The 26,716-nt window shown below is 68.0% G+C and carries 28 protein-coding genes and 2 pseudogenes; 12 read left to right on the forward strand and 18 right to left on the reverse strand.

The genetic code is table 11. The annotated features are described in order from the left end of the window. Positions 1-19: 19 nt before the first annotated feature. The 8 genes from KF783_RS12550 to KF783_RS12585 are packed head-to-tail and all read right to left on the reverse strand — an operon-like array spanning position 20 to position 8,793. Positions 20-2,017, reverse strand: coding sequence for a flagellar hook-length control protein FliK (locus KF783_RS12550; RefSeq protein ID WP_294079869.1), 1,998 nt, complete (start codon positions 2,015-2,017; stop codon positions 20-22). Positions 2,018-2,045: 28 nt separating this feature from the next. After that, positions 2,046-2,477 carry a hypothetical protein gene (locus KF783_RS12555; protein WP_294079871.1) on the reverse strand — a complete coding sequence of 144 codons (432 nt, stop codon included), beginning with the start codon at positions 2,475-2,477 and terminating at the stop codon, positions 2,046-2,048. Continuing rightward, on the reverse strand, positions 2,470-3,798 hold the full coding sequence (locus tag KF783_RS12560; protein WP_294079872.1) for a FliI/YscN family ATPase: 1,329 nt from the start codon (positions 3,796-3,798) through the stop codon (positions 2,470-2,472). The genes KF783_RS12555 and KF783_RS12560 overlap by 8 nt, the downstream gene beginning before the upstream one ends. 6 nt (positions 3,799-3,804) lie before the next feature. Beyond that, the gene (locus KF783_RS12565) at positions 3,805-4,512 is read right to left on the reverse strand and encodes a FliH/SctL family protein (protein WP_294079873.1); all 708 of its coding nucleotides are present in this window, start codon (positions 4,510-4,512) and stop codon (positions 3,805-3,807) included. Then, the gene (fliG, locus tag KF783_RS12570; protein WP_294079874.1) at positions 4,505-5,512 is read right to left on the reverse strand and encodes a flagellar motor switch protein FliG; all 1,008 of its coding nucleotides are present in this window, start codon (positions 5,510-5,512) and stop codon (positions 4,505-4,507) included. The genes KF783_RS12565 and fliG overlap by 8 nt, the downstream gene beginning before the upstream one ends. Position 5,513: 1 nt before the next feature. Then, positions 5,514-7,178 carry a flagellar basal-body MS-ring/collar protein FliF gene (fliF, locus tag KF783_RS12575; RefSeq protein WP_294079875.1) on the reverse strand — a complete coding sequence of 555 codons (1,665 nt, stop codon included), beginning with the start codon at positions 7,176-7,178 and terminating at the stop codon, positions 5,514-5,516. A 5-nt stretch (positions 7,179-7,183) separates the two neighbouring features. Beyond that, a complete protein-coding gene (fliE, locus tag KF783_RS12580) occupies positions 7,184-7,552 on the reverse strand; it encodes a flagellar hook-basal body complex protein FliE (protein WP_294079876.1) in 369 nt (122 codons plus the stop codon). Then, the gene (locus KF783_RS12585) at positions 7,549-8,793 is read right to left on the reverse strand and encodes a sigma 54-interacting transcriptional regulator (protein ID WP_294079878.1); all 1,245 of its coding nucleotides are present in this window, start codon (positions 8,791-8,793) and stop codon (positions 7,549-7,551) included. Before KF783_RS12585 ends, fliE begins: the two co-directional genes overlap by 4 nt. A 238-nt stretch (positions 8,794-9,031) precedes the next feature. Here KF783_RS12585 and KF783_RS12590 point away from each other — a divergent pair. Continuing rightward, positions 9,032-9,436 (forward strand): annotated as a pseudogene (locus tag KF783_RS12590) (flagellin protein FlaA); the annotation flags it as partial. A 576-nt stretch (positions 9,437-10,012) separates the two neighbouring features. Further along, positions 10,013-10,312, forward strand: a pseudogene (locus tag KF783_RS12595) (flagellin); the annotation flags it as partial. A 161-nt stretch (positions 10,313-10,473) separates the two neighbouring features. On the opposite strand, the gene KF783_RS12600 reads toward KF783_RS12595, so the two are convergent. The 10 genes from KF783_RS12600 to KF783_RS12645 all read right to left on the reverse strand — a co-directional run bounded on the left by KF783_RS12600 (position 10,474) and on the right by KF783_RS12645 (position 18,616). Continuing rightward, positions 10,474-11,862, reverse strand: a complete 1,389-nt coding sequence (locus tag KF783_RS12600; RefSeq protein WP_294079880.1) for a M28 family peptidase — start codon at positions 11,860-11,862, stop codon at positions 10,474-10,476. 49 nt (positions 11,863-11,911) lie between these two features. After that, positions 11,912-12,265: a YbaN family protein gene (locus KF783_RS12605; RefSeq protein ID WP_294079881.1), complete on the reverse strand. Its 354-nt coding sequence runs from the start codon at positions 12,263-12,265 to the stop codon at positions 11,912-11,914. A gap of 141 nt (positions 12,266-12,406) precedes the next feature. Next, the gene (locus KF783_RS12610; RefSeq protein ID WP_294079882.1) at positions 12,407-13,150 is read right to left on the reverse strand and encodes a FliA/WhiG family RNA polymerase sigma factor; all 744 of its coding nucleotides are present in this window, start codon (positions 13,148-13,150) and stop codon (positions 12,407-12,409) included. After that, complete coding sequence (gene flhA, locus KF783_RS12615) at positions 13,147-15,237, reverse strand: flagellar biosynthesis protein FlhA (protein WP_294079883.1); 2,091 nt, start codon at positions 15,235-15,237, stop codon at positions 13,147-13,149. Before flhA ends, KF783_RS12610 begins: the two co-directional genes overlap by 4 nt. A 5-nt stretch (positions 15,238-15,242) precedes the next feature. Then, positions 15,243-16,118: a lytic transglycosylase domain-containing protein gene (locus tag KF783_RS12620; protein ID WP_294079884.1), complete on the reverse strand. Its 876-nt coding sequence runs from the start codon at positions 16,116-16,118 to the stop codon at positions 15,243-15,245. A 93-nt stretch (positions 16,119-16,211) separates the two neighbouring features. After that, positions 16,212-16,532, reverse strand: a complete 321-nt coding sequence (locus KF783_RS12625; protein ID WP_294079885.1) for a flagellar protein FlgN — start codon at positions 16,530-16,532, stop codon at positions 16,212-16,214. Next, entirely contained in the window at positions 16,519-16,749 is a 231-nt protein-coding gene (gene flgM, locus KF783_RS12630; protein WP_294080033.1) for a flagellar biosynthesis anti-sigma factor FlgM, read from the reverse strand. Before flgM ends, KF783_RS12625 begins: the two co-directional genes overlap by 14 nt. A 124-nt stretch (positions 16,750-16,873) precedes the next feature. Next, on the reverse strand, positions 16,874-17,404 hold the full coding sequence (locus tag KF783_RS12635; protein ID WP_294079886.1) for a flagella basal body P-ring formation protein FlgA: 531 nt from the start codon (positions 17,402-17,404) through the stop codon (positions 16,874-16,876). A 13-nt stretch (positions 17,405-17,417) separates the two neighbouring features. Then, a complete protein-coding gene (locus KF783_RS12640) occupies positions 17,418-17,924 on the reverse strand; it encodes a flagellar motor protein MotB (protein WP_294079887.1) in 507 nt (168 codons plus the stop codon). Beyond that, positions 17,921-18,616 carry a MotA/TolQ/ExbB proton channel family protein gene (locus KF783_RS12645; protein ID WP_294079888.1) on the reverse strand — a complete coding sequence of 232 codons (696 nt, stop codon included), beginning with the start codon at positions 18,614-18,616 and terminating at the stop codon, positions 17,921-17,923. Before KF783_RS12645 ends, KF783_RS12640 begins: the two co-directional genes overlap by 4 nt. A 224-nt stretch (positions 18,617-18,840) precedes the next feature. Here KF783_RS12645 and KF783_RS12650 point away from each other — a divergent pair, with 224 nt between their 5' ends. The 10 genes from KF783_RS12650 to flgK are packed head-to-tail and all read left to right on the forward strand — an operon-like array spanning position 18,841 to position 26,712. After that, positions 18,841-19,194, forward strand: a complete 354-nt coding sequence (locus tag KF783_RS12650; RefSeq protein WP_294079889.1) for a flagellar basal body protein — start codon at positions 18,841-18,843, stop codon at positions 19,192-19,194. Positions 19,195-19,196: 2 nt separating this feature from the next. Continuing rightward, positions 19,197-19,610, forward strand: coding sequence for a flagellar basal body rod protein FlgC (gene flgC, locus KF783_RS12655; protein ID WP_294079890.1), 414 nt, complete (start codon positions 19,197-19,199; stop codon positions 19,608-19,610). Continuing rightward, complete coding sequence (locus tag KF783_RS12660; RefSeq protein ID WP_294079891.1) at positions 19,610-20,299, forward strand: flagellar hook capping FlgD N-terminal domain-containing protein; 690 nt, start codon at positions 19,610-19,612, stop codon at positions 20,297-20,299. The genes flgC and KF783_RS12660 overlap by 1 nt, the downstream gene beginning before the upstream one ends. A 21-nt stretch (positions 20,300-20,320) precedes the next feature. Further along, positions 20,321-21,610, forward strand: coding sequence for a flagellar hook protein FlgE (locus tag KF783_RS12665; protein ID WP_294079892.1), 1,290 nt, complete (start codon positions 20,321-20,323; stop codon positions 21,608-21,610). A gap of 26 nt (positions 21,611-21,636) precedes the next feature. Continuing rightward, the gene (gene flgF / locus KF783_RS12670) at positions 21,637-22,380 is read left to right on the forward strand and encodes a flagellar basal-body rod protein FlgF (RefSeq protein WP_294079894.1); all 744 of its coding nucleotides are present in this window, start codon (positions 21,637-21,639) and stop codon (positions 22,378-22,380) included. Between the two features lie 56 nt (positions 22,381-22,436). Next, the gene (gene flgG, locus KF783_RS12675) at positions 22,437-23,225 is read left to right on the forward strand and encodes a flagellar basal-body rod protein FlgG (RefSeq protein ID WP_294079896.1); all 789 of its coding nucleotides are present in this window, start codon (positions 22,437-22,439) and stop codon (positions 23,223-23,225) included. Continuing rightward, positions 23,206-23,919 carry a flagellar basal body L-ring protein FlgH gene (locus KF783_RS12680; RefSeq protein WP_294079898.1) on the forward strand — a complete coding sequence of 238 codons (714 nt, stop codon included), beginning with the start codon at positions 23,206-23,208 and terminating at the stop codon, positions 23,917-23,919. The genes flgG and KF783_RS12680 overlap by 20 nt, the downstream gene beginning before the upstream one ends. Before the next feature lie 11 nt (positions 23,920-23,930). After that, positions 23,931-25,025, forward strand: coding sequence for a flagellar basal body P-ring protein FlgI (locus tag KF783_RS12685; RefSeq protein ID WP_294079900.1), 1,095 nt, complete (start codon positions 23,931-23,933; stop codon positions 25,023-25,025). After that, positions 25,022-25,381, forward strand: a complete 360-nt coding sequence (locus tag KF783_RS12690; protein ID WP_294079902.1) for a rod-binding protein — start codon at positions 25,022-25,024, stop codon at positions 25,379-25,381. The genes KF783_RS12685 and KF783_RS12690 overlap by 4 nt, the downstream gene beginning before the upstream one ends. Then, positions 25,378-26,712, forward strand: a complete 1,335-nt coding sequence (gene flgK, locus KF783_RS12695; protein ID WP_294079903.1) for a flagellar hook-associated protein FlgK — start codon at positions 25,378-25,380, stop codon at positions 26,710-26,712. Before KF783_RS12690 ends, flgK begins: the two co-directional genes overlap by 4 nt. Positions 26,713-26,716 lie beyond the last annotated feature (4 nt).

Below are 26,716 nucleotides of genomic sequence, written 5' to 3' on the forward strand. Positions count from 1 at the left end.
CAATCCCCCTCAGGAAGTTTCATGCAATTCGATCATCGGCCGGCGCGCCCTCATCGCTGACGGCGGCGCTCACGGTGCGGGGCCGTGCCGGTGCGCCGGGTTCGCCCTGTTGTCGCGCGTGCGATTGGCCGCCCTCTCCGCCGACGCTGGTCTGACCCAGTTTCACCCCGCGCGCGTCGGCCAGTTCGGTCAGGCGCGGCGCGGCCTCGGCGAGCAGCTGGCGGGTCGCGGCGTTTTCGGCGTTGAAGTGGACGTGCAGGCGATCGCCATCGCGCCGGATCGACACATCGACATTGCCGAGATTTTCGGGCGCGAGACGGATGCGCGTATCCGCCGCCTCGGCTGCGTCGCGCAGCGCGGCGATCCGGTCGATCATCTTGCCCCCCCAATCGTCGCGCGTCAGATCGAGCGGAGCCTGATCGACGCCGGCCTTGGCCTGGACGGTGGTGCGCAACTGATCGCTGGCGACCATTTCCGCCGCGCGCAGCGAAGGTTCGACGAACCCGGGCGTGTCGGTATCGCCATCGCGCTGCGCCGCGAGGATCGCGGCGGCGAAGGCATGGACTGCGGCGACCGGCGCCGCCGGCATCGCCGGTGCGATGGCGGGCGCAATGGCCGGAGTCGGCAGGGGCTGGGCCTGCGCAGCGGTCACTCCCGCGCGTTCGACGGGGGTGGTCGCCAGCCCGTCATCGGTCGCGGCAGTTGGCGCGGTCGCAGGGGTTGCGGCGTCATGGCCCCGCGCCGGCAACGACACCGGCGCGGATCCCGCATCGACGGCGTCGCCCGACGGTAGCGTCGGCGCGGCAACGGGTGCCGGGGCAACCGGGCCATGCGAAGCGGTCGCGGCCCGCGCGCCGGCCAGTCCGCCCTCGACGGGCGCCGATGGTTCGGCGAGCGGGTGCGTAACGGGCAGCGCGCGACTGTCGGCGGCTCCGGCGATGCGAATCAGGGCTGCGCTACCTGGCTCCGCGCGATCGGACGGTGGCGCCACCACACCCGTCGGCACGGATGGGATCGCGGCAACGGACATCGCGTCCGCCGCGATCGCCGCGTGCGGAGCGCGGCTGGTCGCGGTATCGCTGCGTTTCGGGGTGCTCGCGACCGGCGCGTCGGCGGCGATCTCGTCGGGTTGAACCGGACCGATCGGGTCCGGCATCTCGGACGCGAGCGACAAGGTCGGGAAGGCGGCCTGCGACGCCGGCGCGGACCGCTCACGCGGATCGATCTTCGTCCGTGGCGCATCGATCGACAAAGGGGGTGCGGACGGGATCGAAGGGGCGGCCTGCGCCGGCACCACCGTCGAAATGCCTGCGTCAGACACAACCCCGACACGCGCGACGGCGACAGGGACGTCGGTCGGCGCCGCCGCAACTGCGCGAACGCCCCCTATCGGTTCAGGCGCGCGCTTCACATCATCCGGGGCGGTGGTCGCAGGCGACAATGCGTCCCGCCCGTCCGGCGCCGCATACGGAACCGTCCGGCCCGCACCAGGAATCGCGATCGGTGCCGTCGGTGCCGGATCGCCCGTCCCCATTGTGCGCGGCGCGACCTCGACCGAAGACGCGGGCGTCGTTGTCTCGGGGATCACGCCGGTCGCGCCTGGCATGGCTTCGACAACGGCAGCATCAGCGGCCGGGGTGGCCATAACCGGGCGGCGCGCGTGCGCGCCCGGCGGCGTATCGGGCAACACGGCGCCGTCGCCGGCGGCGATGTCCGGACTCGCGGGATCGACGGGCAACGCGACGCCGCCCGGCATCCAGGCAAGCAGCGGTTCGCCATCCCCGCCGTCGTCGCCCTCAGCCTCGCCTTCGCCATCCCGCGCCGCGGCCGGCAACATCTTGCCGGTTGCGGCAGCTTCCTTCCGCCCCGACGGCGTCACGACATCGGTCGCGGGCGCGGTCAGGCCGATCAGCGCGCGCGCGAAATCGGCAGCGCCCGGCAGCGCGCCAGGCGCGCCACGCGGCGGAAAAGCCGGCATCAGCGATGGCAAGGCGGTGGTGGAGAGCAAATCTGGCACGTGCGGCGAAACTCCTTCGCCGGTCAGTTCAGCAAGGATCGTGCCGTTTTCTCGGAATGGCGGGCATATCCTCCAGCGCACGCATCGCGCGGCGCGCGGCGCTCGCTTCGGCGCGCTCGACCAGCTTCTCGATCGCGGTCTGGTCGCGCTTCGCCTCCTGCGTCGCGGCGCGCGCGGTGTCGAGGCCGCGCTGGGCCTGTTCGACGCGCCGCTCGGCGGCAAAGGCGGACTGGTGCAGCCGCTCGCGATAATGCGCTGCGGCGATCAGCGTCGTCGCGCTGCCGGGAGCCGGCGCCGGTGACGGCGCGACGCCGGCGGCCAGCTGGGCGATGCGCAGGCGCAGCGCCTCCTCATTGGCGACCTTCGCCTGTGCCTCTGCCTCGCTCGCGCGGACCATGTCGAGCTGAAGCGTGCGGACGCGCAGGATGCGGTCGAGCTTTTTCGCGTGGCGGTCAGCCATCGCCAAAGACGCCGGTCAGCTCGGCCACGGCGTCATCGAGGGTTACCGTCTCGTCATAGGCCTGACGGATATAGTCGAGGACGGAATCATGGCATGCGATCGCCGCGTCGATCGCCGGATCGGCGCCGGCGCGATAGGCGCCCATCAGCACCAGATCACGGTTTTCCTCATAGGTCGCGAGATGCCGGCGCAGCACCCGCGCGGCGGCGACATGCTCCTTGCCGGCGATATCGGTCATGACGCGGCTGACCGACGGCCCCAGATCGATGGCCGGATAGACCCCGCGCTCGGCAAGCGCGCGGCTGAGCACGATATGCCCGTCAAGGATCGACCGCGCCGAATCGACCACCGGATCATTGCCGTCATCGCCATCGGCCAGCACGGTGTAGATGGCGGTGATCGACCCGCCGGTGTGGACATCGGTCCCCGCGCGCTCGATCAGGCTGGGCAGCATCGCGATGGCGCTGGGCGGATAGCCGCGCGCCGACGCCGGTTCGCCGAGCGCCAGGCCGATCTCGCGGCCGGCATGCGCGACGCGGGTGAGCGAATCCATGATCAGCAGCACCTTCTTGCCCTCGGCGCGAAAGGCTTCGGCGATCGCGGTGGCGCGCAGCGCGCCGCGGATACGGAGCACGGGCGAATGGTTCGCCGGCACCGCGACCACCACCGATCGCGCGCGCGCCTCCCCCGCGACCTTCGTTTCGAGAAAGTCGGAAACCTCACGCGAGCGTTCGCCGATCAGGCCGATCACGATCACGTCCGCCTTTGCCGCGCGGACCATCATGCCGAGCAGGACCGATTTGCCCACCCCCGACCCCGCCATGATGCCGACGCGCTGACCCTGGCCGATGGTGAGCAGCCCGTTGATCGCGCGCACCCCGACATCGAGCGGCTGGAGCACGCGTCCGCGATCCAGCGGCGATTGAATCTTGCCGGCGAGCGGCCATTTGTCCGCACCGCGGATCGGACCCAGACCGTCGATCGGCTTGCCCGCGCCATCGACCACCCGGCCAAGCAGCGCCGCCCCAACCTCCGCCTCGCCCGGCGGACCGACGGGACGCACCGGCGCGTTCGGCAGCAGGGCCGCGGGACCGCCAAGGTTCATCAGCAGCGTCTTGCCCCCGCGAAAGCCGATCACTTCGGCCTCGACGCGCTGCGCGCCCTCGCCGATCGCGCAGACAGTGCCGACCGGAAGCGACAGGCCGACCGCCTCCATCAACAGGCCGTCATAGGATGACAGCCGCCCGGACACTTTGGGTTTCGGGCGGAAATCGTCGCAGGACAGGCCGTCGAGATAGTCGGCGGTAAAGCGGTTCAGCATGGGGCCTCAGAGCACCGGCGGGATCGGCACGCGATCGATCGCGGCGGCGAGTTGTTCGAGCCACAGATCGGGTCCGTCCTCGACGATGGTCGAGGCGCTTTCGATCACGAATCCGCCGCGTGCGATTTCCGCATCGCCAATGGGAAACACGGTCTTTGGCAAATGTTCCTGGACCAGCGGCAGATCATTTGGATTGAGCCGCAGCATCGCTGATTCGGCACTGTCGGCGAGCATGTCGGTCGCCGCGTCGATCCGCGCGGCGAGGATGTCGGGGGCGACCCCGGCCTCCCCGATCATCTGCGTCACCAGGTGCAGCACCGTCTGGCGCAGATGGGCGGCCATGCGATCGCGATCGAAATGCGCGCCGCCGGACAGCGACTGGCTGACCTGTTCCAGCAGTGCCGCCTGCTGCTGCGCGACGGCCTCCACCTCGGCGCGGCCGGCGGCCAGCCCCTCGGCATAGCCGGCCGCGCGCGCGGCGGCGACGGGATCGACGAATTCCTTTGCCGGATGTTCGGCATTGGGATCGAACGGATCCCATCCCTCGGTCGACCGGTGGCCCGGTTCGGCCGGGTTAAAATGGCGCGGCCGGGGCGCCGGATCGCGTGGGCGGATGTCGCGCGCGGCGAAGTCCTCCGGCGGCGCAAAGGCGCGCTGCAAGGCTTCGGCGATCCCGGCGCTGCGGGCGGCAAGGCCTGGCACGAAATCAGACATAATCGTCGTCCCCGCTGCCCGGCATGGTGATCGTTCCGTCCTTCACCAGCTGGCGGGCGATCGCGATCATCACCTTCTGCGCTTCCAGCACTTCGGCCATCTTCATCGGACCGCGTGCTTCCATCTCGTCGCGGATCGTATCGGCGGCGCGGCTGGACATGCACGAGAGGAACCGGTCGCGATTCGCCTCGTCCGTCCCCTTCAGGCTGCGCACCAGCACATCGCTTTCGATGTTGCGGAGCAACGTCCCCATATTCTTGTCGTCGAGTTCGAGCAGATTGTCGAAGACGAACATCGCCTCCTCGATCGCGCGCGCGACCTCTCGGTCGAGCTTCGCGAGCTTCGGCATCACCTTTTGCTCGGTGATCTTGCGCGCGGAGGACATGATCTTCGCGGCCTCACGCGTGCCGCCCATCTGAACCCCCGCGATCCGCTTGGGCTGGCTGGCGTGCCGCTCGATCAACTGGCGCAGCGTCGCCACCGCGTCCGGGGTCACCGGGCCAAGCTTCGCGACCCGGCGCAGCACCTGGGGCTGAACCGCCTCGGGCAGCATTTCCAGCACCTGCGCCGCGACGGTGGAATCGAGATGCGCGAGCATCACGGCCGCGATCTGGGGGTGCTCGTCCTCCAGCATCGCGGCGATTTCGGTCGCTTCCATCCAGGCCAGGCCGGCGATCGATTCGTCGGGCGTGGGCGGCAGGATACGGGCGAGGACGTTGCCGGCCCGATCGGGACCCAGCGCCTTCGTCACCACCGATTCGAGTTTCGGGCGCGGATCGAACTGGATCGAGCTGCGCTCCTGCGCGCGCCCGGTGAAATCGTCGAGCACCTGCGCCATTTCGAACTCGCTGACATCGGCGACGTTCATCATCGCGCTCCCCAGCTGGCGGACTTCCTCCGGATCCAGCTTCTGAAGGATCGCCGCCGCCTCTTCGTCGCCGACGATCATCATCAGCACCGCGGCCCGTTCGACACCGGTAAAGTTGCGGGGGGCGTTCACCTCAATGGCCCTCCGTCTTGATCATGTCGCGCACCGCCAGGGCGGCGCGCGCCGGATTTTCGCGGGTGAAATCGCGGACCAGCCCGACCCGGTCGCCCAACGAGACCCCACCGCCGGCCAGCATCGCGGCGCTCATCGGCTGGGGAATGCCCGCGCCATCGGCGGCACCCATCGGCAGGGCCGGCTTGGCGACATCCTCGCGCCGCTTGAGCAGCGCCTTGGCGAGCGGACGAACCCCGAGCAGCAGGACCAGCAGCGCGATCAGCACCGCCGTGACGTTGCGGGCGACCATCGCGAACCAGCCGCTTTCATAGAAGGGGGTCGCGTCCTCGGCATCCTGCGAGGTGGTGAATTTGCGGCTGACCACGGTGACCTGATCCTGGCGCGTGGCGTTGAAGCCGACCGCCGCCTTCACCAGATCGTCGATCTGCTTGATCTCGACCTGGCCGCGCGGCTTGCCCGGCTCCTCGCGCAGCAGGACCGCGACCGACAACCGCTTGATCTCGCCCGGCGCAGCGCGGGTGACGGAAATCTCCTTGCCGGTGTCATAGGTGCGGGCAAAGCTGTCGCTCTGCTTCATCCCCGGTGCGGCTGCCGGCGCACCCGGCTGGCCCGGAGCGGTCGCGGTGGCCGCGCCGGCGGCAGGCGTCTCCGCCTTGGCCGGCGGCGGCGGCACGTTCGACAGCGCGCCGGGAATACCGCCGGGCGCGGCCGATCCGTCGCGCGGCGATCCGGTCCAGCTGCCCTGTTCGGCACGCATCACCGCGCCCTGCTTGTCATAGCTTTCGCGCGTCGCCTGGCTCTCGTCCAGATCCACCTCGGCCTGAACCTCGGCGGTGAAATTCCCCGCCCCAAGCAGCGGCGTGAGCAGTTGAACCAGCTGCTGGCGATATTTGTCCTCGACCCGGCGCTGGAAATCGATCCGGGCGTCGCCGGCCGACCCTTCGGTCCCCGACTTGCTGAGCAGCGCGCCCATCTGATCGACGATCGTGACCGCTTCCGGCTTCATCCCCGGCACCGACGAGGCGACGAGGTTGACGATCGAGCGGACCTGCGCGTCGGCAAGGGTGCGGCCCGGCTGGAGCTTGACGATGACCGAGGCCGACGGTTCGGCCTTGTCGCGCACGAACACGCTGGCTTCGGGCGTGGCGAGATGCACGCGCGCCTCCGCGACGGTGTCGATTTCCGCAATCGAGCGCGCAAGTTCGGTCTCGCGCGCCTGGCGCAGCCTTTCCCCCTCGACCGCGCGGCTGACGCCCATCGGCAACTGGTCGAGCAGCGCATAGCCGCCGGGTGCCGCCTTGGGCAGGTCCTGCCCGGCGAGCAGCATCCGCGCCTTGTGATAATCATCCTCGTTGACGGTGATCGAACCGGCATTGTCGATGCGGTTGGCGATGCTGGCGGCGTCGAGCGCCTGCGCCACCGCCGCCTTGTCCGATTCCGGCAGGTTCGCGAACAACACCCGCTGCGGCGGGGTCGCGAAGCTCATCCACGCCAGCGCGGCGGCGCCGATCAGGCCGAACATCAGGACCATCGGCAGGCTGCGCTTGACGGCGGGCTGGGCGAGCAGCGACCCCATCTGCTTCACCGGATTGGCGAAGCCGGCGGTGGCCGGGGTGGCGAGTGCCTCGGTCGAGGCGGGCGCGGTGGCGATTGCGTTTTCCATATGCGTCAGACCGGCATGCTCATGATGTCACGATAGGCGGTCAGGAGCTTGTTCCTGACCTGAAGCGTCGCTTCGAACCCGACCGACGCCTGCTGGCGGGCGAGCATCACCTTGGCGATGTCCACCGTCTCGCCGCGTTCATATGCGGCGGACAGGTCGCTGGCCTGGTTCTGCGCGCCATTGACCTGCTTGAGCGCGGTCTGGAGCGTGTCGGCAAAGCTGGACGCCCCCGCCGGCTGCTGCGTCTGGACCGGGGAGGCCCCGCCCCCGCTGGTGGCGCGCTGAAGCGCTTCGTTGCGTTCGAGGATCTGGGCGCGCAGCTGCATGACGCGGTCGATCCCGCCAGCGCCGCCGATGCCGCTGACGCCGCTCATGCCCGGGCGCTCCGGATGATGTCCTCACCCTGTTCGCGCGCCTTGGCAAGGCGATAGCGCAGGGTGCGTTCGGAAATGCCGAGCCGCCGGGCGGTTTCGATCCGGCTGCCGCCACAGGCCGCCAGCGTCTCGCGGATGGCCGCGAACTCGCTGAGCTGGACGATGTTGCTGAGCGTTCCCTCGGCCTGGACCGCGATTTCGGCGGGACGGTCGAAAATCAGATGATCGGGGGTGATTTCGTCCCCGGGGCAGAGCAGCAGCGCGCGCTGGATCACATTCTCAAGCTCGCGGACATTGCCCGGCCAGTCGTGCGACTGGAGCACCGACAGCGCCTCCTGGCTGACCCAGGGCAGGCGGCCGCGCGGACCCGCGTGGCGCAGCACCATCGCCGAGGCGAGCGCGGCGACGTCGCCGGGACGTTCCGCCAGCGCCTTGGTCGTCAGCGGAAAGACCGACAGCCGATAGTAAAGGTCGGCGCGGAACCGGCCTTCCGCCACCTCGGTCTGGAGATCGCGGTTGGCGCAGGCGATGACGCGGACGTCGATCTTTTCCGGGCTGGTCGCGCCGATCGGCACCACTTCCCGTTCCTGCAACGCGCGGAGCAGCTTGGCCTGAAGCGCGAGTGGCATTTCGGCGACTTCGTCGAGCAGCAGCGTCCCGCCATTGGCGGCGCGGAAAAAGCCCTCGCCGGCAGCGTTGGCGCCGGTGAACGCGCCCTTCTGATGCCCGAACAACAGCGCTTCCAGCATGGTTTCGGGCAGGGCCGCACAGTTGACCGCGATGAACGGACCGTCGCGACGCGCGCTGCCCATATGGATCGCCTTGGCCAGCACTTCCTTGCCGGTGCCGGTCGGGCCGTTGACCAGCACGGTGATGTCGGCGGCGGCGACCCGCTCGGCGAGCGCGTAGAGCGCCAGGCTTTCGGGATCGGAGGCAACCGGCGCATGGGCGCCGCGCAGCATCGCGCTGGCGAACCCCGCCGCGACCGCCGCATCATCGGGTCCGAAGGTGAGCCGCGCGGGATTGCCGTCATGAAACGGGATCGCCGCAACCGGCCCTTCGCCCAGCACCAGCGTGCGGGCCGATACCGGCGGCGCCTCACCATCGACGATCATGAACAGATCGCCCGGCATCGGCTTCACCTTGTCGGCGGCGCCGATCGTGAATCCCTGCGCCCGGAGCGTGGAAACCAGCGCGTAATTCTGGCGAAGCACTGCGGCTGACGGAAAGATCGTCTGCATTGAAACCCCCTGTTGAGCCTCAAATGCGCGATCGTTGGTAAACGACCGGTAAATTTGCCGGCAAAAATCAGCCGATCCGGCTCCAGATTGCCGCGCGCGCCCTCGTATACGCGCGAGGGGCGGTCGATTTTTTTGCTTAATGCGCCGGTCGCGCTGCCGTTCACCCCATTGGCGGCTCGAGCTCTCTCGCATTTTCAGGGGGGGAACGCGGGGACGCCAGACCGAACGGAGACAAGACATGACTGTTATCGGAACGAACATCGCGAGCCTCCGCGCCGCGAACGCGTCGAAGATGGCGTCCCAGTCGCTGCAGACCGCCATGGAGCGTCTGTCGACCGGCAAGCGCATCAACAGCGCGAAGGACGATGCCGCCGGCCTCGCGATTGCGAGCCGCATGACCAGCCAGATCAAGTCGATGACCGTTGCGATCCGCAACGCGAACGACGGCATCTCGCTCGCCCAGACCGCCGAAGGCGCGCTGAGCGAGGTGACCAACATGCTTCAGCGCATGAAGGAACTGGCGACCCAGGCGTCGTCGGGTACCTATTCGGACGACGACCGCAAGAACATGCAGACCGAAGTCACCGAACTTTCGGCGCAGGTCGATGACATCCTGCGCAACACGAAGTTCAACAAGGTCCAGCTCTTTGCGAGCGACGCCGACATCACCAAGTCGATCCAGGTCGGCAGCAGCTCGGGCCAGACGGTCGATCTGAAGATCACCAAGCTCGACCTGTCGTCGATCACCGGCAAGACGATCGCGGCCCCGGTCGAAGCGAGCACGGGAACCGACGGCACCGACGGTACCGATGGCACGACCGACCCGACCTATTCGTTGCAGACGATCGCGTCGGGTGACGACCGCATCGGCACCGAATATACGGTGACGCAGGACGACGTCGACAACAACGCGTCCTTCGCGATCGCGGCGGGCCGTGAGGTCCAGCTGAAGGCCGGCGACAAGATCTGGGATGCCAGCGCCAACTCGGGTGCCGGCGGTCTCAAGACGCTCGCCAGCGGCGACTCCGAACTGACCGGTCTCTACACCGTGACGCAGGACGACGTCGACAACAGCGCCGAGATCAGCGCGTTCGACAGCCCGGCTGCCGGCGACGTGATCAAGCTCGTCGAAGGCGACAAGGTGTGGGTTGCGTCCGACACCGGCACCGACACGGGTACGGATACCGGCACCGACACGGGTGGCGCAGCCGCGACCGGCCTCCAGATCACGTCGCGGACGCTGGCTTCCGCCGCGCTCGACACGATCGAAACCGCGCTGGACTCCGTCGCGACGACGCGCGCCAGCCTGGGTGCGGCGCAGAGCCGGCTTGAATCGGTGGTCAACAACCTGACCACCAACACGACCAACCTGACCGAAGCGCGCAGCCGCATCGAAGACGCCGACTATTCGTCGGAGACTGCGGCGCTCGCCAAGGCGCAGATCCTGAGCCAGGCATCGACCGCGATGCTGGCGCAGGCCAACCAGTCGCAGCAGAACGTACTGACGCTGCTTCGCTAAGCGTGTGCCGGTCGGGGTGTCACCCCCCTGACAGGCACCACGGCCGGTCACCCTTCCCTGTTGGAAGGGCATGCGAGGAAGCCCCGGTGGTCGAAAGACCGCCGGGGCTTTTCCTTTTCCCGCGCGCGGTGCCGGCCCGCTCCCGCCTTTGATCTGGCGCGTTACTTCCCCGGCCGGCCGCCCGGCGTCCATTCCGGCCGGAAGTCGCCATCGGCGAGCCAGCGCGCCGGACCGATCAGCGACTGAATCGCGCGGGTCATGAACGGGATGTCGAGATTGGCGATCGTATCGCGGGGCGAATGATAGGTTGGGGTGACCGCCCAGCCGGAGATCGTGTGCGCCACCACCCCGCGCAGCGCGAGCGAATAATTGTCCGACCGTTCGAAGAAGTTCTGATCCGGATAGGGATCCTTCGCGATCAACGCGCCGCGCGCGACCAGCGCGGGGCCAAGCGTCGAGCGTTCGAACCCGGTCATCATCATCGTCCCCGCCGGCAATTTCGGATCCTGTGCGCCGATCATCTCGATCGAGATATTGGCGACGATGTCCGCCAGCGGCACCGGCGGGCTGGCGGTGAACGCACGCGAGCCGAACCCGCCCGCCTCTTCGCTGCCGAACGCGGCGAACAGGATGCCGCGACGATGCGGCCCGCCCGTGGCAAGCGCGTGCGCCAGTTCGAGTACGGCGGCGGTGCCGGACGCGTCGTCATTGGCGCCCGGCATCACCGTCCCATCGGGCCGGACGCCGAGATGGTCGAGATGCGCGGACAGCAGGATGACGCCCGCGCGCGGATCGGTTCCGGGAAGATAGCCGATCGCATTCGTCGTCTCGACCTCCTCCGGGACCAGCCCCGCCAGGGTCAGCACCACCGGCGTTCCCGCAGCGGCGCGGCGCGCGCGATCGAATGCGGCGGCGGGCAGCACCACCACCGACACCCCCTCGGGCGCCGCCTCACCCGCAAGATAGGACTCGATCCGGGGTCGCCTGCCGAGCCGGTCCCACAGCGCCTTCGTCTCGTCACTCTCACGCAGAACCAGCAGGCGAATCCCCTTGGTGTGCGCCGCCCGCAGTGCCGTCATCGCCGAGAGTTTGCCGCCACCCGCGAACACGACCTCACCCGCCGGCATCGCCGCCGCGTCATCCCCGGCATAAAATATGGCGCGTCCCTCGACCCGCGCCGCACCGCCGAGCAGGAGCGTGGCACCGGCAAGCGCCTTTCCGCCAAGCGTCAGTTCGGGTGCGCCGTCCAGGCGAGGGCGGATCACCTTCACCTTTTGCAGGAAGCCCGCGGCACCCGGTGCCGGGCGAAGACCGAACCCCTGAAAGCGCGCGGCGACATAGGCGGCGGCGATCGCTTCGTCCCGGGTCATGCTGCCGCGCCCCCGAAGCTCGGGGCCGGCCAGGAAATTGACATGCGCGGCGATCCATTCGGGCTTCACGGTCCACTCGCGCGCCGGCGCGGCGGCGGTCGCCGGTACAGTCGCGCTCTGGGCGAGTGCGACCGGGGCGAGAGCGGCAAGGAGAAGGGCAAGCGCGAGCGGGGTCTTCATGTGGACGTTCCTTTCGTTCGGCGCGACCCTAGCCGAGCGCGTCCGCAACTCAATCCTCCGGCCGGGTCCAGATCCATCCGCCGATCACCGCCGCCGCGCCGATGGTCACCAGCGGCCATGGCATCGGCGTCAATGCCAGGGTTACCGCGATGCTGACCGCGAAGGCGATGCTCGCCGCGACCTTGCCCGCACGGCTGATCGCGCCGCCGTTGCGCCAGCGCAGGATATGCGGGCCGAAGCGGGGGTGGTCGAGCAGGCGCCGCTCAAGCCGGGGTGAACTGCGCGCAAAGCAATAGGCGGCCATGATGACGAACACCGTGGTCGGCATCACCGGCAACAGCGCCCCGATCACCGCCAGCGCGAGGCAGAGAAAACCGGCGGCGAGGAAGAGTGAACGGCGCACCAGTGCCGCCTACCATGTCCGCGCGGACGCCGCGCGCTGAAAACCGGTCCGGAAACGAAGAAGGGACGGAGACGGCCCCCCGGCACGCCCCCGTCCCTGCCCCCTGCCGAACGGACACCCCCCGGCATCCGTCCGGGCTTTCTATCCCAGCCGGCGCATCAGATTCTTCTTGAGCCGGTCGTGCGCGCTCTTCTTGATCTGGCACACGCGCGCGGCACCGACGCCGAGCACCTGGCCGATCTCTTCGAGGTTGAGTTCCTCGACATAATAGAGCTGGATGACGAGCTGTTCCTTTTCCGGCAGTTCGGCGATCGAGGCGATCAGCGCCTCGCGCTGGTCGGCATCGGCGAGCTGATCGAAGGGCGATGGCTCGTCGGACATGAACCAGGGGCCTTCGTCCGAATAGACGTCGTCGATCGAATCGAAGCGGACCGCCTCGGCGCTTGCATAGTCGCTGCGCAGCTTATCGACGGTGATGCCCAGTTTCGATGCGACCGCCGCTTCGTCGGGACGGCTGCCCCGCGCGTCGGTCAGCGCCGCGACGGCATCATTATAGGCGCGCCGCCGCTTCATCGCGCCGCGGGTCAGCGTCGCCTGTCGCCGCAATTCATCGATCATCGCACCGCGCACGCGCGTCACCAGATACTGGTCGAAACTGACCAGGCCGCGATCCTCGAAACTGGCCGCCGCCTCGACCAGCGCGACCAGGCCGATCTGCACCAGATCCTCGACATCGACGATGCTGCTCATCGAACCATGGATGTGCCAGGCCAGCCGCCGCACGAGCGGCATGTGCCGGGCGACCAGCGCGTTCATGTCGCGCCGGGTATCGCCGCTGCGGCCATAGGTGAGCGCGAACTCGTTCGGTTTGGGCTGAAAGGTCATGCCGCCAGCGCCTCCGGCGCGCCGATCACGGCGACCACCTCGACCGACTTGTCCTCAGGGACTTCGAAGAAGCTCATGACCGGGGTATCCGGCAGGCAGGTGCGAACCAGCTTGCGGATCGCGATGCGGATCGACGGCTGGACGACCAGGGCGAACGGCTTTGCTTCCGCGACCAGCGGCGCGGCGGCCCGCTGGAGCGCATCGACGATGCGGCGGCCCAGATCGGGTTCGATGGTGTGGCGCTTGGCCGGGTCCGATCGGATCGCCTGGCCGAGCAGTGCCTCCAGCTGGCCTTCGAGCGTCATCACCCGCAGCGGTTCGCGCACGCTGCACAGGCGCTGGATGATGAGCGGACCAAGTTCGGGGCGGATGAGTTCGATGATCTCGTCGGCATCCAGCGTCTTTTGCGCGGCCATCGCGATCGCGGCGGCGATGCGGCGGAATTCCTTGAGCGGGATATTCTCCGCCAGCAACCCGCGCAGCACCTGGGTCAGCGTCGTGATCGGCAGCGGATTGGGCGAAAGCGCCGACACCAGCTGCGCCGCGCGTTCGCGCAGCCCGTCGAGCAGCGCCTGAACCTCGTCCGGACCCAGCAGATCCGACGCATTCTGGATCAGCGCCTGGTTGAGGTGCGTCGCCATCACCGTGCCGGGATCGACCACCAGATAGCCCTGGCCGGTCGCCGCATCGGCATCGGCGGGCGAAATCCACATCGCGTCGAGACCGAAGGTCGGATCCTTGACCGGCTTGCCGTGCAGACGACCCGTCGCCTGTCCGGTGTCGAGCGCCAGCACCTCGTCGGGCGAAACGCTGTCCTCCCCGATCACCACGCCGCCGACGACGACGCGATAGGTGAAGGGCGGCATATTGATGTCGTCGCGGACCCGCACCTGCGGCACCACGAAGCCCAGTTCCTTCGACAGCTGGCGGCGGACGCCGGTGATGCGGCCCATCAGCGCGCCGCCGCGGCGTTCATCGACCATCGGCACCAGCCCGTAGCCGATATCGATCATCACCTGCATGTTGTCGGTCACCTCGTCCCAGCCGATCCGCGAGGGATCGACCGGCTCGGCGGACTCGATTGCGGTGGCGGGCGGCGGCAGCTTCGACGTCTTCCACATCTTCCACGCCATGAAGCCGGAGGCGCCGGCGGCGGGCAGGATGATGAAATAGGGCATGCCGGGCAGCAGGCCGAGCAGGCCGACGATCACCGCGACCGGGGTCCAGGTCTTGTGGCTGCCGAACTGGCTGCCGATCTGGCCGGTCAGGTCCTGATCCTTGGTCGATGCGACGCGGGTGACGATCGCGGCAGCGGCGATCGAGAGCAACAGCGCGGGAATCTGCGCGACGAGCGCATCGCCGATCGCCAGCAGCACATAGTTCTGGGCCGAGGCGCTGAGCGACAGGCCGTGACTGACCGATCCCAGGATCAGGCCGCCGATGACGTTGATCGCCAGGATCAGCAGGCCGGCGACCGCGTCGCCCTTCACGAATTTGGACGAACCGTCCATCGCGCCGTAGAAATCCGCTTCGGTCGCCACCTCGACGCGACGCGCCTTGGCTTCGTCCGGGGTGATCAGGCCGGCGTTCAGATCGGCGTCGATCGCCATCTGCTTGCCGGGCAACGCGTCGAGGGTGAAGCGCGCGGACACTTCCGACACGCGCCCCGCGCCCTTGGTCACCACGATCAGGTTGATGATGATCAGGATCGCAAAGACGAACAGGCCGACGACATAATCGCCGCCGATCATGAAGGTGCCGAACGCCTCGATCACATGGCCGGCGGCGGCCTCGCCCTCATGCCCATGACCCAGCACCACGCGGGTGGACGCCACGTTGAGGCCGAGGCGGAACAGCGTCGCGAACAGCAGCACCGTGGGAAAGGCCGAGAAATCGAGCGGCTTCTGCGCGTTGAGCGCCACCATCAGCACCGCGAGGCTGATGACGATATTCATGATGAAGAAGGCGTCGAGCAGGAAGGTCGGCACCGGGACGACCATCATCGAGACGAGCACCAGAATGGCGATCGGCAGCGCAAAGCCCTTGAGCGTGGGGAGGACGTTCCCCTTGAGCGTCAGCGTGTTCACGTGGGTCAGGCTCCCAGCCGGGCGAGCATCAGATAGGCGAGCTTGGCGGTTTCAGGCGTCGGCCGCAGCGGATTGACCGTGGGCAGCGCGCTCGCCTTCAACCGGCCGGCGGTTTCCAGCCGGTCGATCGTCGCGAGCCAGGTACGATCCTGAGATTCGGCGTCATTGCCCAGCACCACCTCGACATCGCTGCCCAGCGACTGGACGAGTTGCTGATACTTCGCCTCCATCGTGCCGGAGGCCGAACCGGTGGCGCCGACGGCTGCGGCGCCCTTGTCGAGCTTTCCGGCGAACCGCTCATAGATCTGGCCGAGCGAGCGTTGCGACCCGTCCGATGCGTAGAAGATGCTGCGATTGGCGCGCGCCGCCGCCGGGAACAGGCTGGCGGCGCCCTGGCCCGGATTGGCGTCCATCGCGCGCAGGAACTTGCGCGCGCCACCGATGCCGAGGAAGTGCGCCATGTAAAGATCGGTGCCGGTCGCGTCGCGGCCCAGCGAGGCTTCGAGCGCGTCCTTGTTGTCGCTGGCATGTTCCGCCGCCATCAGCGACGCGGTTTCGGGATCGTTGCGCAGCGCCAGAATCGCCTGTCGGGTCGCGCCGTCGGCCACGACGTAGCGGCCGCTGGACGTCCGGCGGATGCTGTCCGCAGCCCAGCCCAGCCCATGTTCCTCGCCATGTTCCTTGACGACGCCGAGCCAGCTCTGCTCGATGAACTGATAGAGGCCGGTCGCGCTGGAGGTGGAGGCGCGCGCGTCGGCGCGCAGCCCGCTTTCGACCTGCGCCTGGCCAAGCAGATAATTGAAGTCGATGCCGGTCTTCTGGCTTGCCGCCGCGATCGCCGTCGTGACGTTCGCCTTGGCTCCGATCGAAGGTACGCTCATCAGCCCCTGCTCTTGATACCCCTGTTCGGGACTATCTTAGCAAGGTGCGTGCCAAATCCTGGTAAGTCGCGTTCCGACGCGATCTGTCGGGGTTCAGGCGTAGGCGCCGGCAATGCCGGGCCGGTAGGCCGGCAAATTATTGCCGGTCAGTACCTGCAACCGCCGCCGGACATTCGCCGCCATCAGGTTGACATAGATGCGGCAGGTTTCGTTGAGGCGATGTGCCTCCTCCGCCAGCGCCCGCAATTCGGGCGAGAGGTCCGGATTGTCGTCATTCGCGGCCCCCACCGCGTCGATTCCGGCCAGCTTTTCCTGCGTCGCGCGCTCCAGCGCGGCGACGTCGTTCGCCTTCAACGCCGCGATTTCGGCGTGAAGCGCGTCGATCACCCGAACCAGGGCGTCACGCCTGTTCATGCGGATCCCACTGGAATTTGAGCGCCAGCAGCCGGTCCGCGACCGTCGATGGGACGAGCGGGAAACGCCCCTCCTGCACCGCCTTCTTGATCCGGGCGACGCGTTCGACGTCCACCGGCGCGCTGGCCGCAGCGCTCTGGGTCAGTGCAGACGCGGCGCTGGTCTGCGCGGCCTGCGTTGCGCCGTCCGTCGCCTTTACGGGCGCGGCCGGGGCCACCGGCGTCAAGCGCCGGTCAGCTATAGATGCAGGCTTGAAGCCGACTGGATCCACCATGTCTGCAACCCTTTTTCTGCGGACACCTGCGGAAACGACCGTTTGCGCAGAAGCTTTAGAAAAAAATTCAGTCCCCGAATCCGGGCAGGCGCGCCCGCCCCGGTTCGACCGCGATCGCGGCGATCGGCGGCCGCTTGTCATCGACCTTTACCAGCACGCGTCCCCCGGCGCTGGCATCGGCCATCGCCACCCCGTCGCTGGTGATGGAAAAGCCGGCCGATCCCGCCTCGATCAGGATCGGGTCGCCGCGCTTGATGACGATTTCGGGCTTTGCCTGAACCGGCGCGGGTGCGACGGCGAGCGTGGGCGCGGCCACCGGCTTGGGCAGCGCATCGATCGCAACGAACAGGCGCCACTGTTTCGGCCCCTGGCACCGGATCACCACCGCATCCTCGGCCGACGAGCGCCAGCTCAGTTCCGGCGCGTCGCACGCGGCGAGCTTCAGCCGCTTGTCGACCGCGGCCCGAGCGCCCCCTTCCGCGCCGATCGGCGCGCCGACGAAACGTTCGACCAGCTTGTCGAGCGCCTCGGTCGATTGAAAGCCGCCGGTCTCGCCGCCGGCGGCGGCAAGGGCGATGGGAAGAAGAATGGCGATCATGACGGTCTCCGCTTCATTTGTCCTGGCCGGCAAAGCCGACCGATAGGGTGACGGCGCGGCGCTGGGCCGGCGCGATGGAAATGACGATGCGCGCGGGATCGACGGCGCCGCTGCGCGCCAGTGCCGACGCGACCATGCGGGCGCGATCGGCGGCCAGGATCGCGGCGCTGCCGGTCGCGGGATCGACATCGGCGGCATCGCCCGTCGATGCGGTAATCGTGACATGGGTTCGCGGATCGCGCGCGGCGTCGCGCGCCCAGGCGACGATGCCGCCCAGATCGGCGCGCGCCGAACCGGAGGCGAAGCCGTCGATCCGCGCGGTCGCCACTGACATCGGCGCGGGTGCTGGCGCCTCGATCCCGAAGCCGGAGCGCAGCCCGGCGAGCAGCGTCGCGCGATCGAGCGAGCGGTTGGCGTGCAGCAGCACGAAGAAGCCGACCAGCAACAGCGACAGATCGGCGAGCGTGATGAGCCACACCGACCGCGCGGGCGCGATATCGTCCCAGCTATCGGCGGTCATGCCGCGATCTCCCGCGTGGACGCGCGCGCGCGTTCGAGGGTGGCGAGCACTGCGAGGGGCGCCGCGAGCCGAAGCCGCTCCGCCGCCTCGACCCGCGCGAGCCGCTTAAGGCGCGCGACGATCGGCATGGCGACCAGGTTCGCGAGCAGCGCGCCATAGAGCGTCGCCAGCAGCGCGACCGCCATCGCGGCGCCGATCGTGTCCGGATCCTGCATCGCGGCGAACATCCGCACGAGTCCAAAGACGGTGCCGATCAGCCCCATTGCCGGCGCCGCTTCCGCGATGCCGGCCCACATTTCGATCGCGACCCGATGCCGCTCCGCGCGTGCGGCCGCGCGTTCGGAAACGATCGCCGCCACCCGTTCGGGCGCGGCGCCATCGACCGCCGCCTCGACCGCCGCCGCGACATCCGGATCCTCGATCACCGACCGGTCGAGCGCCAGCACCCCATGGCGCCGCGCGATCCGGTCGAGCGATGCGGCCTGATCGATCAGGGGCGCGACGTCGAACGGCCGGCGCGCCAGCACCCGAAGCGCCGACAAGCCGCGACCGATATCGGCCACGCGGTTGCGCAGCGCGACGCTGATCGCGGTCCCGCCAAGCACGATCCCGATCGCCAGCGGATCGAGGAACGTGCCGGGATCGATCTGAGCCGCCGCGGCGGCGGACTGGGTGACGATGGCCATGTTCATGCGCGAGTCTTTGCAAGCGCCGGGCCAAATCGATTTCACGCCCCCGCACCCGCGAACGGCCGTCCAGACCCGGCAAAAGCGGCAAGATGCGTTGCCGCCGACCGGCAAGATGTTGCCGCCGCCACCGCGCAATCCGGCAATTCGACCGATTTTTGCGGCCCCCGGCGAAATTGGCACGCCCATTGCTAGGCTGGGTTCGAACAGTTGTGCGGAGGACGCATCACATGGGTCAGGACAGTCTTTTCGGGGTGCATGGCGCGGCGCTACAGGTGCGTTCGCAGCGCATGGGCGTGCTCGCGTCGAACATCGCGAACGCCTCGACCCCCGGCTACAAGGCGAAGGACATCGACTTTCGCGAGGCGCTCGATGCGATCGAGACGCCGGGGATGGCGGGAACCGATCCGATCGGCGGCGCCACCAAATATCGCGTGCCGCTTCAGCCCAGCCTGGACGGCAATACCGTCGAGCTGGCGACCGAACAGACCGCGTTCGCCGAAAACGCCGTCGCCTATCAGACGACGCTCGCGTTTCTGAACGGCCGCATCTCCACCATCACCCGCGCGCTGAAGGGAGAATAACGATGCCGGACCAGCCGCTCAACATCTTCCAGGTCGCCGGCCGCGCCATGTCGGCGCAGCTGGTACGGATGAACACCACCGCGTCGAACCTGGCCAATGCCGGTCAGGTCGCGTCCAATCCGGGCGACGCCTATCGCACGGTCAAGCCGGTGTTCCGCGCCGCCTTCGACGAGGCGACGGGCATGTCGACGGTGGACGTCGAGAAGGTCGTGACCGCCGGCGCCGAGCCGACCAAGCGGTACGATCCGGGCAACCCCATGGCCGACAAGGACGGCAATGTCTGGGAGAGCGCGGTCGATGAGACACGCGAACTGGTCGACATGATGGAGACCGCCCGCACCTATCAGAACAATGTCGAGGTGATGCAGACGGCGAAGACGCTGATCACCCAGACTCTCAACCTGGGACGCAGCTAATGGCCAGCAGTTTCGACACCACCCTCGCCAATCTCGGTATCGGGCGCACGGGTGCCAGCACCACGACGACGGTCACGTCCAAGTCGAGCACGACGATGGGCCAGTCCGATTTCCTGACGCTGATGACCGCGCAGATGAAGAATCAGGATCCGTTCGACCCGGTCGATAACACCCAGATGGTTGCCCAGATGGCGCAATTCTCGTCGCTCGCCGGCATTACCGAGATGAATTCGACGCTACAGACGATCGCCGCGAAACTCGGCGCGACGTCGGCGTCGGACATGATGGCATGGGTCGGCCGCACGGTGCTGACCGAAGGCAGCGTCGCCTATCCGCGCACCGACGGCTCGCTGGGCGGAATGATCGAACTCGGATCCGACGCCGCGGCGGTCAATGTCGTGATCGAGGGGCCGAACGGCGAAATCCTCAAGAACGTCTCGCTCGGCGCGATGAAGGCCGGCGAGAATGCGTTCGAATGGGACGGCACGACCGACACCGGCGAGTCCGCCGGGTCCGGACCCTTTACCATTCGCGTCGCCGCGCAGGATGCGTCCGGCGATTCCGTCACGGCCACGCCGCTCGTCTGGGCTCCCGTCACTTCGGTGGCGCTGGGTTCCGACGGCAGTCCCGTCCTCACCCTGCCCGGCATCGGTCAGGTTTCCACCTCCGCGGTCCGCAAGATCGGCTGAGTCCTTCCAGGAGTAACTGAAATGTCCTTCTTTACCTCGCTCTCGGGTCTTCAGGCGGCGCAGACCGACATGTCGACCATTTCGCACAACCTGTCGAACGTCTCGACCAACGGCTTCAAGAAGAGCCGCACCGAATTCGCCGACGTGATCGCGTCGAGCGTGTCGCTCAACCCGAACCAGATGGTCGGATCCGGCACGGTGGTGAAGGCGATCCGCCAGCAGTTTGGCCAGGGCGGCCTGCAACAGTCCGCGTCGAGCCTCGACGTGGCGATCGCGGGCGACGGCTTCTTCGCGGTGAAGCCGAGCCTGGAGGCGGCGAGCGTCAACTTCACCCGCAACGGCAGCTTCCTGGTCGATAGCGACCGCTATGTCACCGATTCGCAGGGCGGCTATCTCCAGGTCTATCCGGTGGACGGTTCGGGCGCGGTCGTGGCGACCGGCCTCGGCTCCACCGTCAACCTGCGCCTGCCGCAGACCAGTGGCGTGCCGGAAGCGACCAAGAATGTCGCCCTGGCGCTGAACCTGTCCGCCTATTCGTCGGTGCCGAGCGAGGCGACCCGCTTCACCGCCGCGACGCCCTATGCGTTCGACCGGTTCGATCCGGGTACCTACAACAACTCGACCCAGACCACCATCTACGACGCCAGCGGCAACCCGCTGACGATGACCAACTATTTCGTGCGTGAGACGACGACGACGCCGAGCACCTGGTCGGTCTATTCCTTCGTCGGTGACAAGCAGCTGGCGGTCGATAATGCCAATCCGGCGCCGGTCACCCTGACCTTCGACGCGAACGGGGCGATGACGTCGCCGACCAGCGCGACCCAGTTCGCCCCGGTCACCGTCGGCACCAGCACGTCGGAGCAGACGATCTCGCTCGATTTCGGCACCGCGACGACGCAGCTCGGCGCGCCGTTCAGCATCAATGCGCGGACCCAGGACGGCAAGGCCGTCGGCCAACTGGACGGCGTGACGGTCGGCGAGGACGGCATCGTCCGCGCCAGCTTCTCGAACGGCGACAGCCAGGCGCTGGGCAAGGTGGCACTGGCGAACTTCGCCAACCCGTCGGGCCTGCGCCAGCTGGGCAATTCGACCTGGGCGGCGACCGGCCTGTCCGGCGAACCGCGCCTGGGCGAGGCGGGCGTCAACGGCTTTGGCGGCCTGATGGCCGGCGCGATCGAGCGGTCGAACGTCGATATCACCGAAGAACTGGTCGGCCTGATCGCGGCGCAGCGCAATTTCCAGGCGAACGCCAAGGCGCTCGATACCGCGAGCCAGATCTCGCAGACCATCTTCAACATCCGCAGCTGATTTCAGCAGGTTAGGAGGCACCAGCGATGGACAGACTCGTCTATACCGCACTGTCGGGGCTCAAGGGCCAGATGGATGCGCAGGCGACGATCGCGAACAACATCGCGAACGCCTCCACGATTGGCTACCGCGCCGACCGGGTCAATTTCGACCGGCTGATCGTGAAGGGCGACGGGTTCGATTCCCGCCAGCCCAACGCCGAATCGGTCGTCGATATGGACCGGCGCGCGGGCGCCATCGTCCAGACCGGCCGCGGGCTGGACGTCGCCATCACCGGCGACAACTGGCTTGCGGTCCAGGCTGCCGACGGCAGCGAAGCCTATACGAGGCGCGGCGATCTCCGTGTCGCGCCGAGTGGTGTGTTGGAAACCGGCGACGGTTTCCCGGTGATGGGGTCGGGGGGCCCCATCACCGTGCCACCCCATGACAAGATCATGATCGCCGAGGACGGCACCGTCTCGATCGTGCCGCCCGGAGCGGACCCGAGCCAGCCGCCGCAGGTGATCGATCGGCTGAAGCTGACCAGCGACAAGGGCAGTGACACGGTGAAGGGACTGGACAATCTGCTCCATGTCCGGGGCGGCGGCGTGCTGCCCGACGATCTCGACGCGAAGGTGATGAGCGGGGCGCTCGAACAGTCGAACGTCAACCTCACCCAGGCGCTGGTCGATATGATCGAAAACCAGCGCAGCTACGAGGTTCAGGCCAACCTCCTGAAAGAGGCCAAGAATATGGACGAGAGCTCCGCATCCCTGATGCGCGTTGGCTGAAACATCAGCCCGCGTTGATGCGCGTTGGCTGAGCGAGTTGAAGAAGGAATAGACCGATGGGTTCTGCGGCAATGCACATCGCGCGCACCGGGCTTGACGCCCAGGACATGCGCATGCGGGTGATCTCGAACAACCTGGCCAACGTCAACACGACCGGGTTCAAGCGCGATCGCGCGAGTTTCGAGGCGCTGGCCTATCAGGTGGTCACCGCGCCGGGATCGTCCAGCACGTCCGAAACCAAATATGCGACGGGCCTCAATCTCGGCACCGGCGTGCGCGTTCAGGGGACCGCGCGGATCGATACCCAGGGGTCGCTTCAGACGACGGGCAATTCGCTAGACCTGGCGCTCGACGGCAATGGCTATTTCCAGGTGCAGATGCCGGGCGGGCAACTTGGATACACCCGCGCGGGCAACTTCTCCCGCTCGCCCGAAGGCCTGCTGGTGACCAGCGAGGGCTATCAGGTCATGCCCGGGATCACGATTCCCGAAGGCGCGACGTCGATCACGATCGGCAGCGACGGCACCGTCAGCGCGACGATCCCCGGCCAGACCGAGGCGAGCCAGATCGGCCAGATCCAGATCGCGGCCTTTCCGAACGCCGCCGGGCTTCAGGCGGTCGGCGACAATTATCTGGTCGAGACCGCAGCGAGCGGCGCCGTCAATCTGGGCGTCGCGGGGCAGGACGGTCGCGGCAACATCCGCCAGGGCATGCTGGAGGGGTCGAACGTGAATGTCGTCGAGGAACTGGTCGACATGATCGAGACCCAGCGCGCGTATGAGGTCAATTCCAAGATGATCTCCGCGACCGACGAAATGCTCAAATATGTCAACCAGAACATCTGAGGGGCGGATCGTGAAGTTCATCGCAGGCCTGCTGACCGGAGCCGCCGTCGTCGCGGTGATCGCCGTCGCCGCACCCGGCACGGCCGACGCGCGCAAGCGCGTGAAGGAGGATTTCTCCGTCACGCTGCCGACCCCCGCCCCCGCCGCACCGGCGGCCGCCACCGGATCGATCTTTCAGGCAGGCGAAGGCTATGCCGCGCTGTACGAGGGGACCCGCGCGCGCCGTGTCGGCGATCCGCTGACGATCGTGCTGGTCGAAAAGACGAGCGCGTCCAAATCCTCCGGATCGCAGCTGGACAGCAGCGGCGGCTTTTCGATCACGCCGCCGACCACCGGCGCGCTCAACCTCTTCAACCAGAGCGACGCGAGCATTTCCGGCAAGCGCGGGTTCAAGGGCAGCGGCGCCGCCGACCAGTCCAACGCGCTGTCGGGCGAGATCAGCGTGACCGTTGCCGAAGTCTATCCCAACGGCACCATGCTGGTGCAGGGACAGAAGCGCGTGACGCTCAACCGCGGCGACGAATTCATCCAGATCAAGGGCATCGTCCGCTCCACCGACATCACGGCGGACAACCGCATCGCATCGACCCGCGTGGCCGATGCCCGCATCGCCTATACCGGCAAGGGCGATGTCGCCCGCGCCGGCCGCCAGGGGTGGCTCAGCCGCTTCTTCCAGGTCATCAGCCCTTTCTGAGGATGCTTCCCATGATCCGCTTTCTGATCGCACTCCTCGCGACGCTGATCCTCGCCCAGCCGGTTTCGGCCGAGCGCATCAAGGATCTCGGCGCGTTTCAGGGCATCCGCTCGAACCAGCTGACCGGCTATGGCATCGTCGTAGGCCTGCCCGGCACGGGCGACGACAATCTGGAATATACCGTCCAGTCGATGAAGGGCGTGACCGCGCGGTTCGGCCTGGCGCTGCCGCCGGGCGTCAATCCCGGGCTGAAGAACGCGGCGGTGGTGCTGGTCACCGCCGAACTGCCGCCCTTCGCCAAGCCGGGCCAGAAGCTCGACATCACCGTCTCGTCGATGGGCAAGGCGAAGAGCCTGCGCGGCGGCACGCTGGTGCTCACCCCGCTGATCGGTGCCGACGGACAGATCTATGCGATGGCGCAGGGCAATCTGGCGGTCGGCGGCCTGGGTGCCGAAGGCGCCGACGGGTCCAAGATCGTCGTCAACATCCCTTCGTCGGGCCGCATTCCGGAAGGGGCGACGGTCGAGCGCGCGGTCGAAACCGGCTTCGCCACCGCGCCGACGCTGACGTTCAACCTCGCCCGTGCCGATTTCACCACGGCGCAGCGCGTCGCCGACGCGATCAACGGCCGTTTCGGCTTTGGCACGGCGCGCGCGCTCGACGCGGTATCGATCGCGGTCACCGCGCGCCCCGGCGCCGACCTGCGCGCGCAGGTGATGAGCGAGATCGAAAATCTGATGGTCGATGCCGCCGAGGCGCCGGCAAAGGTGATCGTCAACGCCCGCACCGGCACCGTCGTCATCAATTCCGCGGTCCGCGTCAGCGCAGCGGCGGTAACACATGGTAAACTAACGGTGCGTATTGATGAAAGCCAGCGCGTCAGCCAGCCGCTTCCGTTCAGCCAGGGTAAGACCGCGGTCGAACAGAAAAGCGGGGTGGGCGTCGAGGAGGAAAAGCGCCCGATGTTCCTGCTGGATCCCGGTCCCAAGCTGGCCGACGTGGTCAAGGCGGTGAACGCGATCGGCGCGTCGCCGGCCGATCTGGTCGCCATTCTCGAAGCCCTGAAGCAGGCCGGCGCACTCAAAGCGGAGCTCATCGTCCTGTGACCCAGATTGCGGCGCCCGGTTCGACCACGATCGACGGCAGTGTCTCCACCGACACGGCCCGCCTCGGCACGCGCGCCAATCTGGAGGCCGCCGGCCAGAAGTTCGAGGCGATCTTCACCAAGATGATGCTGTCGTCGATGCGCAAGGCGAAGCTGGCGGACAGCCTGTTCGAAAGCCAGGCGCTCGACCAGTTTCGCGACATGCAGGACGACCAGCTCGCCCGCAACATGGCGGTGCATGCGCCGATGGGCATCGGCAAGGCGATGACCGATTTCCTCGCCAAATCGGCTGCCGTCACCGAAAGCCCCGCGGGCGCGGCGGCGAACGATGCCGCCAGCCCGGATGATCGGTCATGAGCGACATCCTTTCGATCGGCGCCAGCGGCGTCCGCGCCTATCAGTCGGCGCTGACGACGACGTCTGAGAATATCGCGAACGCGGCGACCGACGGCTATTCGCGCCGCGTCGCCGTCACGCGCGAGGTGATTGCGCCATCGACCGGCACCAACCGGATCGTCAACGGGATCGGCGTCAGCATCGCCGGCGTCACCCGCAGCGGCAGCGATCTGAAGAGCGCCGAGGTGCGTAGCGCCGGATCGGACCTGGCCCGCACCCAGGCCGGGACCGTGTGGCTGAGCCGGATCGAAAGCGCGCTGACCGGGAACAAGCTCGACGAACAGCTCACCAGCTTCTTCAACGCCGCAACCGCGCTTGCCGCCGATCCGTCGGCGAGCGCGCCGCGCGCGACGATGCTGCAAAGCGCCGCCAGTCTGTCCAACGGGTTCGCCGCGACCGCCAATGCGCTGGACGGCGCGCTCGCCGATCTCGACGCGAGCGCCGACGGGATGGCGGATCAGCTCAATTCGTTCACAGCCAGCCTGGCGCGGGTCAATTCGGGGCTGGGTCGCACCGCGGCCGGCACCAGCGCCCAGGCGGCGCTGCTGGACGAACGCGATCGCCTGCTCGAATCGATGAGCGCGCTGGTCGATGTCTCGGCGACGTTCGACGAGAGCGGGCGAGCGACGGTAAAGGCCGGCGCCGGCGGCCCTCTGCTGGTGCAGGGGGATCGCGCCGCGGTCGCGACCTATGCACGCGGACCCGATGGCTCGACCTCGTTCGCCGTGTACGGGATCGAGGGGGTCCAGTCGCTCAATCCGGCGGGCGGCGCGATCGCCGGCATCGCCGAAGGCGCCGCGCGGATCAGCGATGCGCGCGCCGCGCTCGACGCGCTCGCCGTCGATTTCGCGAACGGCGTGAACAGTGTTCAGGCGGCCGGCGCGGACCTTGACGGCAATGCCGGCGCGCCGATGTTCGCGGCGACGGGCGCGAAGGATTTCAAGCTGGTCCTCAACGATCCGCGCGGCATCGCCGCCGCATCGCCCGGGACCGGTGCCTATGACAATGGCAACCTGACCGCGCTGGCCACGCTGCGCAGCGACGGCAAGTTCGAATCGCGCGTGACCACGCTGGTCACCGACAATGCGGCGGCGCTGTCCGCGCGGCGATCGGTCGCCGACGTGCAATCGACGATCCGCGACAATGCGGTCGCCGCGCGCAACGCCGAAAGCGGCGTCAATATCGATGAGGAAGCGGTCGATCTGATCCGTTTCCAGCAGGCCTATCAGGCGTCGAGCCGCGTGATCCAGGTGGCGCGCGAGACGCTCGAAACCCTCTTCAACATCCGGTGACCGT

The organism is Sphingomonas sp. (assembly GCF_019635455.1).
Classification (GTDB): Bacteria; Pseudomonadota; Alphaproteobacteria; order Sphingomonadales; family Sphingomonadaceae; genus Sphingomonas.

Coding starts and splice junctions, on each gene's coding strand:
- KF783_RS12555 (WP_294079871.1), bottom strand. CDS start 2,477: ATGGCTGACCGCCACGCGAAAAAGCTCGACCGCATCCTGCGCGTCCGC.
- KF783_RS12560 (WP_294079872.1), bottom strand. CDS start 3,798: ATGCTGAACCGCTTTACCGCCGACTATCTCGACGGCCTGTCCTGCGAC.
- KF783_RS12565 (WP_294079873.1), bottom strand. CDS start 4,512: ATGTCTGATTTCGTGCCAGGCCTTGCCGCCCGCAGCGCCGGGATCGCC.
- fliF (WP_294079875.1), bottom strand. CDS start 7,178: ATGGAAAACGCAATCGCCACCGCGCCCGCCTCGACCGAGGCACTCGCC.
- fliE (WP_294079876.1), bottom strand. CDS start 7,552: ATGAGCGGCGTCAGCGGCATCGGCGGCGCTGGCGGGATCGACCGCGTC.
- KF783_RS12585 (WP_294079878.1), bottom strand. CDS start 8,793: ATGCAGACGATCTTTCCGTCAGCCGCAGTGCTTCGCCAGAATTACGCG.
- KF783_RS12600 (WP_294079880.1), bottom strand. CDS start 11,862: ATGAAGACCCCGCTCGCGCTTGCCCTTCTCCTTGCCGCTCTCGCCCCG.
- KF783_RS12610 (WP_294079882.1), bottom strand. CDS start 13,150: ATGACCTTTCAGCCCAAACCGAACGAGTTCGCGCTCACCTATGGCCGC.
- KF783_RS12620 (WP_294079884.1), bottom strand. CDS start 16,118: ATGAGCGTACCTTCGATCGGAGCCAAGGCGAACGTCACGACGGCGATC.
- KF783_RS12625 (WP_294079885.1), bottom strand. CDS start 16,532: ATGAACAGGCGTGACGCCCTGGTTCGGGTGATCGACGCGCTTCACGCC.
- KF783_RS12635 (WP_294079886.1), bottom strand. CDS start 17,404: ATGATCGCCATTCTTCTTCCCATCGCCCTTGCCGCCGCCGGCGGCGAG.
- KF783_RS12640 (WP_294079887.1), bottom strand. CDS start 17,924: ATGACCGCCGATAGCTGGGACGATATCGCGCCCGCGCGGTCGGTGTGG.
- KF783_RS12645 (WP_294079888.1), bottom strand. CDS start 18,616: ATGAACATGGCCATCGTCACCCAGTCCGCCGCCGCGGCGGCTCAGATC.
- KF783_RS12650 (WP_294079889.1), top strand. CDS start 18,841: ATGGGTCAGGACAGTCTTTTCGGGGTGCATGGCGCGGCGCTACAGGTG.
- flgC (WP_294079890.1), top strand. CDS start 19,197: ATGCCGGACCAGCCGCTCAACATCTTCCAGGTCGCCGGCCGCGCCATG.
- KF783_RS12660 (WP_294079891.1), top strand. CDS start 19,610: ATGGCCAGCAGTTTCGACACCACCCTCGCCAATCTCGGTATCGGGCGC.
- KF783_RS12665 (WP_294079892.1), top strand. CDS start 20,321: ATGTCCTTCTTTACCTCGCTCTCGGGTCTTCAGGCGGCGCAGACCGAC.
- flgF (WP_294079894.1), top strand. CDS start 21,637: ATGGACAGACTCGTCTATACCGCACTGTCGGGGCTCAAGGGCCAGATG.
- flgG (WP_294079896.1), top strand. CDS start 22,437: ATGGGTTCTGCGGCAATGCACATCGCGCGCACCGGGCTTGACGCCCAG.
- KF783_RS12680 (WP_294079898.1), top strand. CDS start 23,206: ATGTCAACCAGAACATCTGAGGGGCGGATCGTGAAGTTCATCGCAGGC.
- KF783_RS12685 (WP_294079900.1), top strand. CDS start 23,931: ATGATCCGCTTTCTGATCGCACTCCTCGCGACGCTGATCCTCGCCCAG.
- flgK (WP_294079903.1), top strand. CDS start 25,378: ATGAGCGACATCCTTTCGATCGGCGCCAGCGGCGTCCGCGCCTATCAG.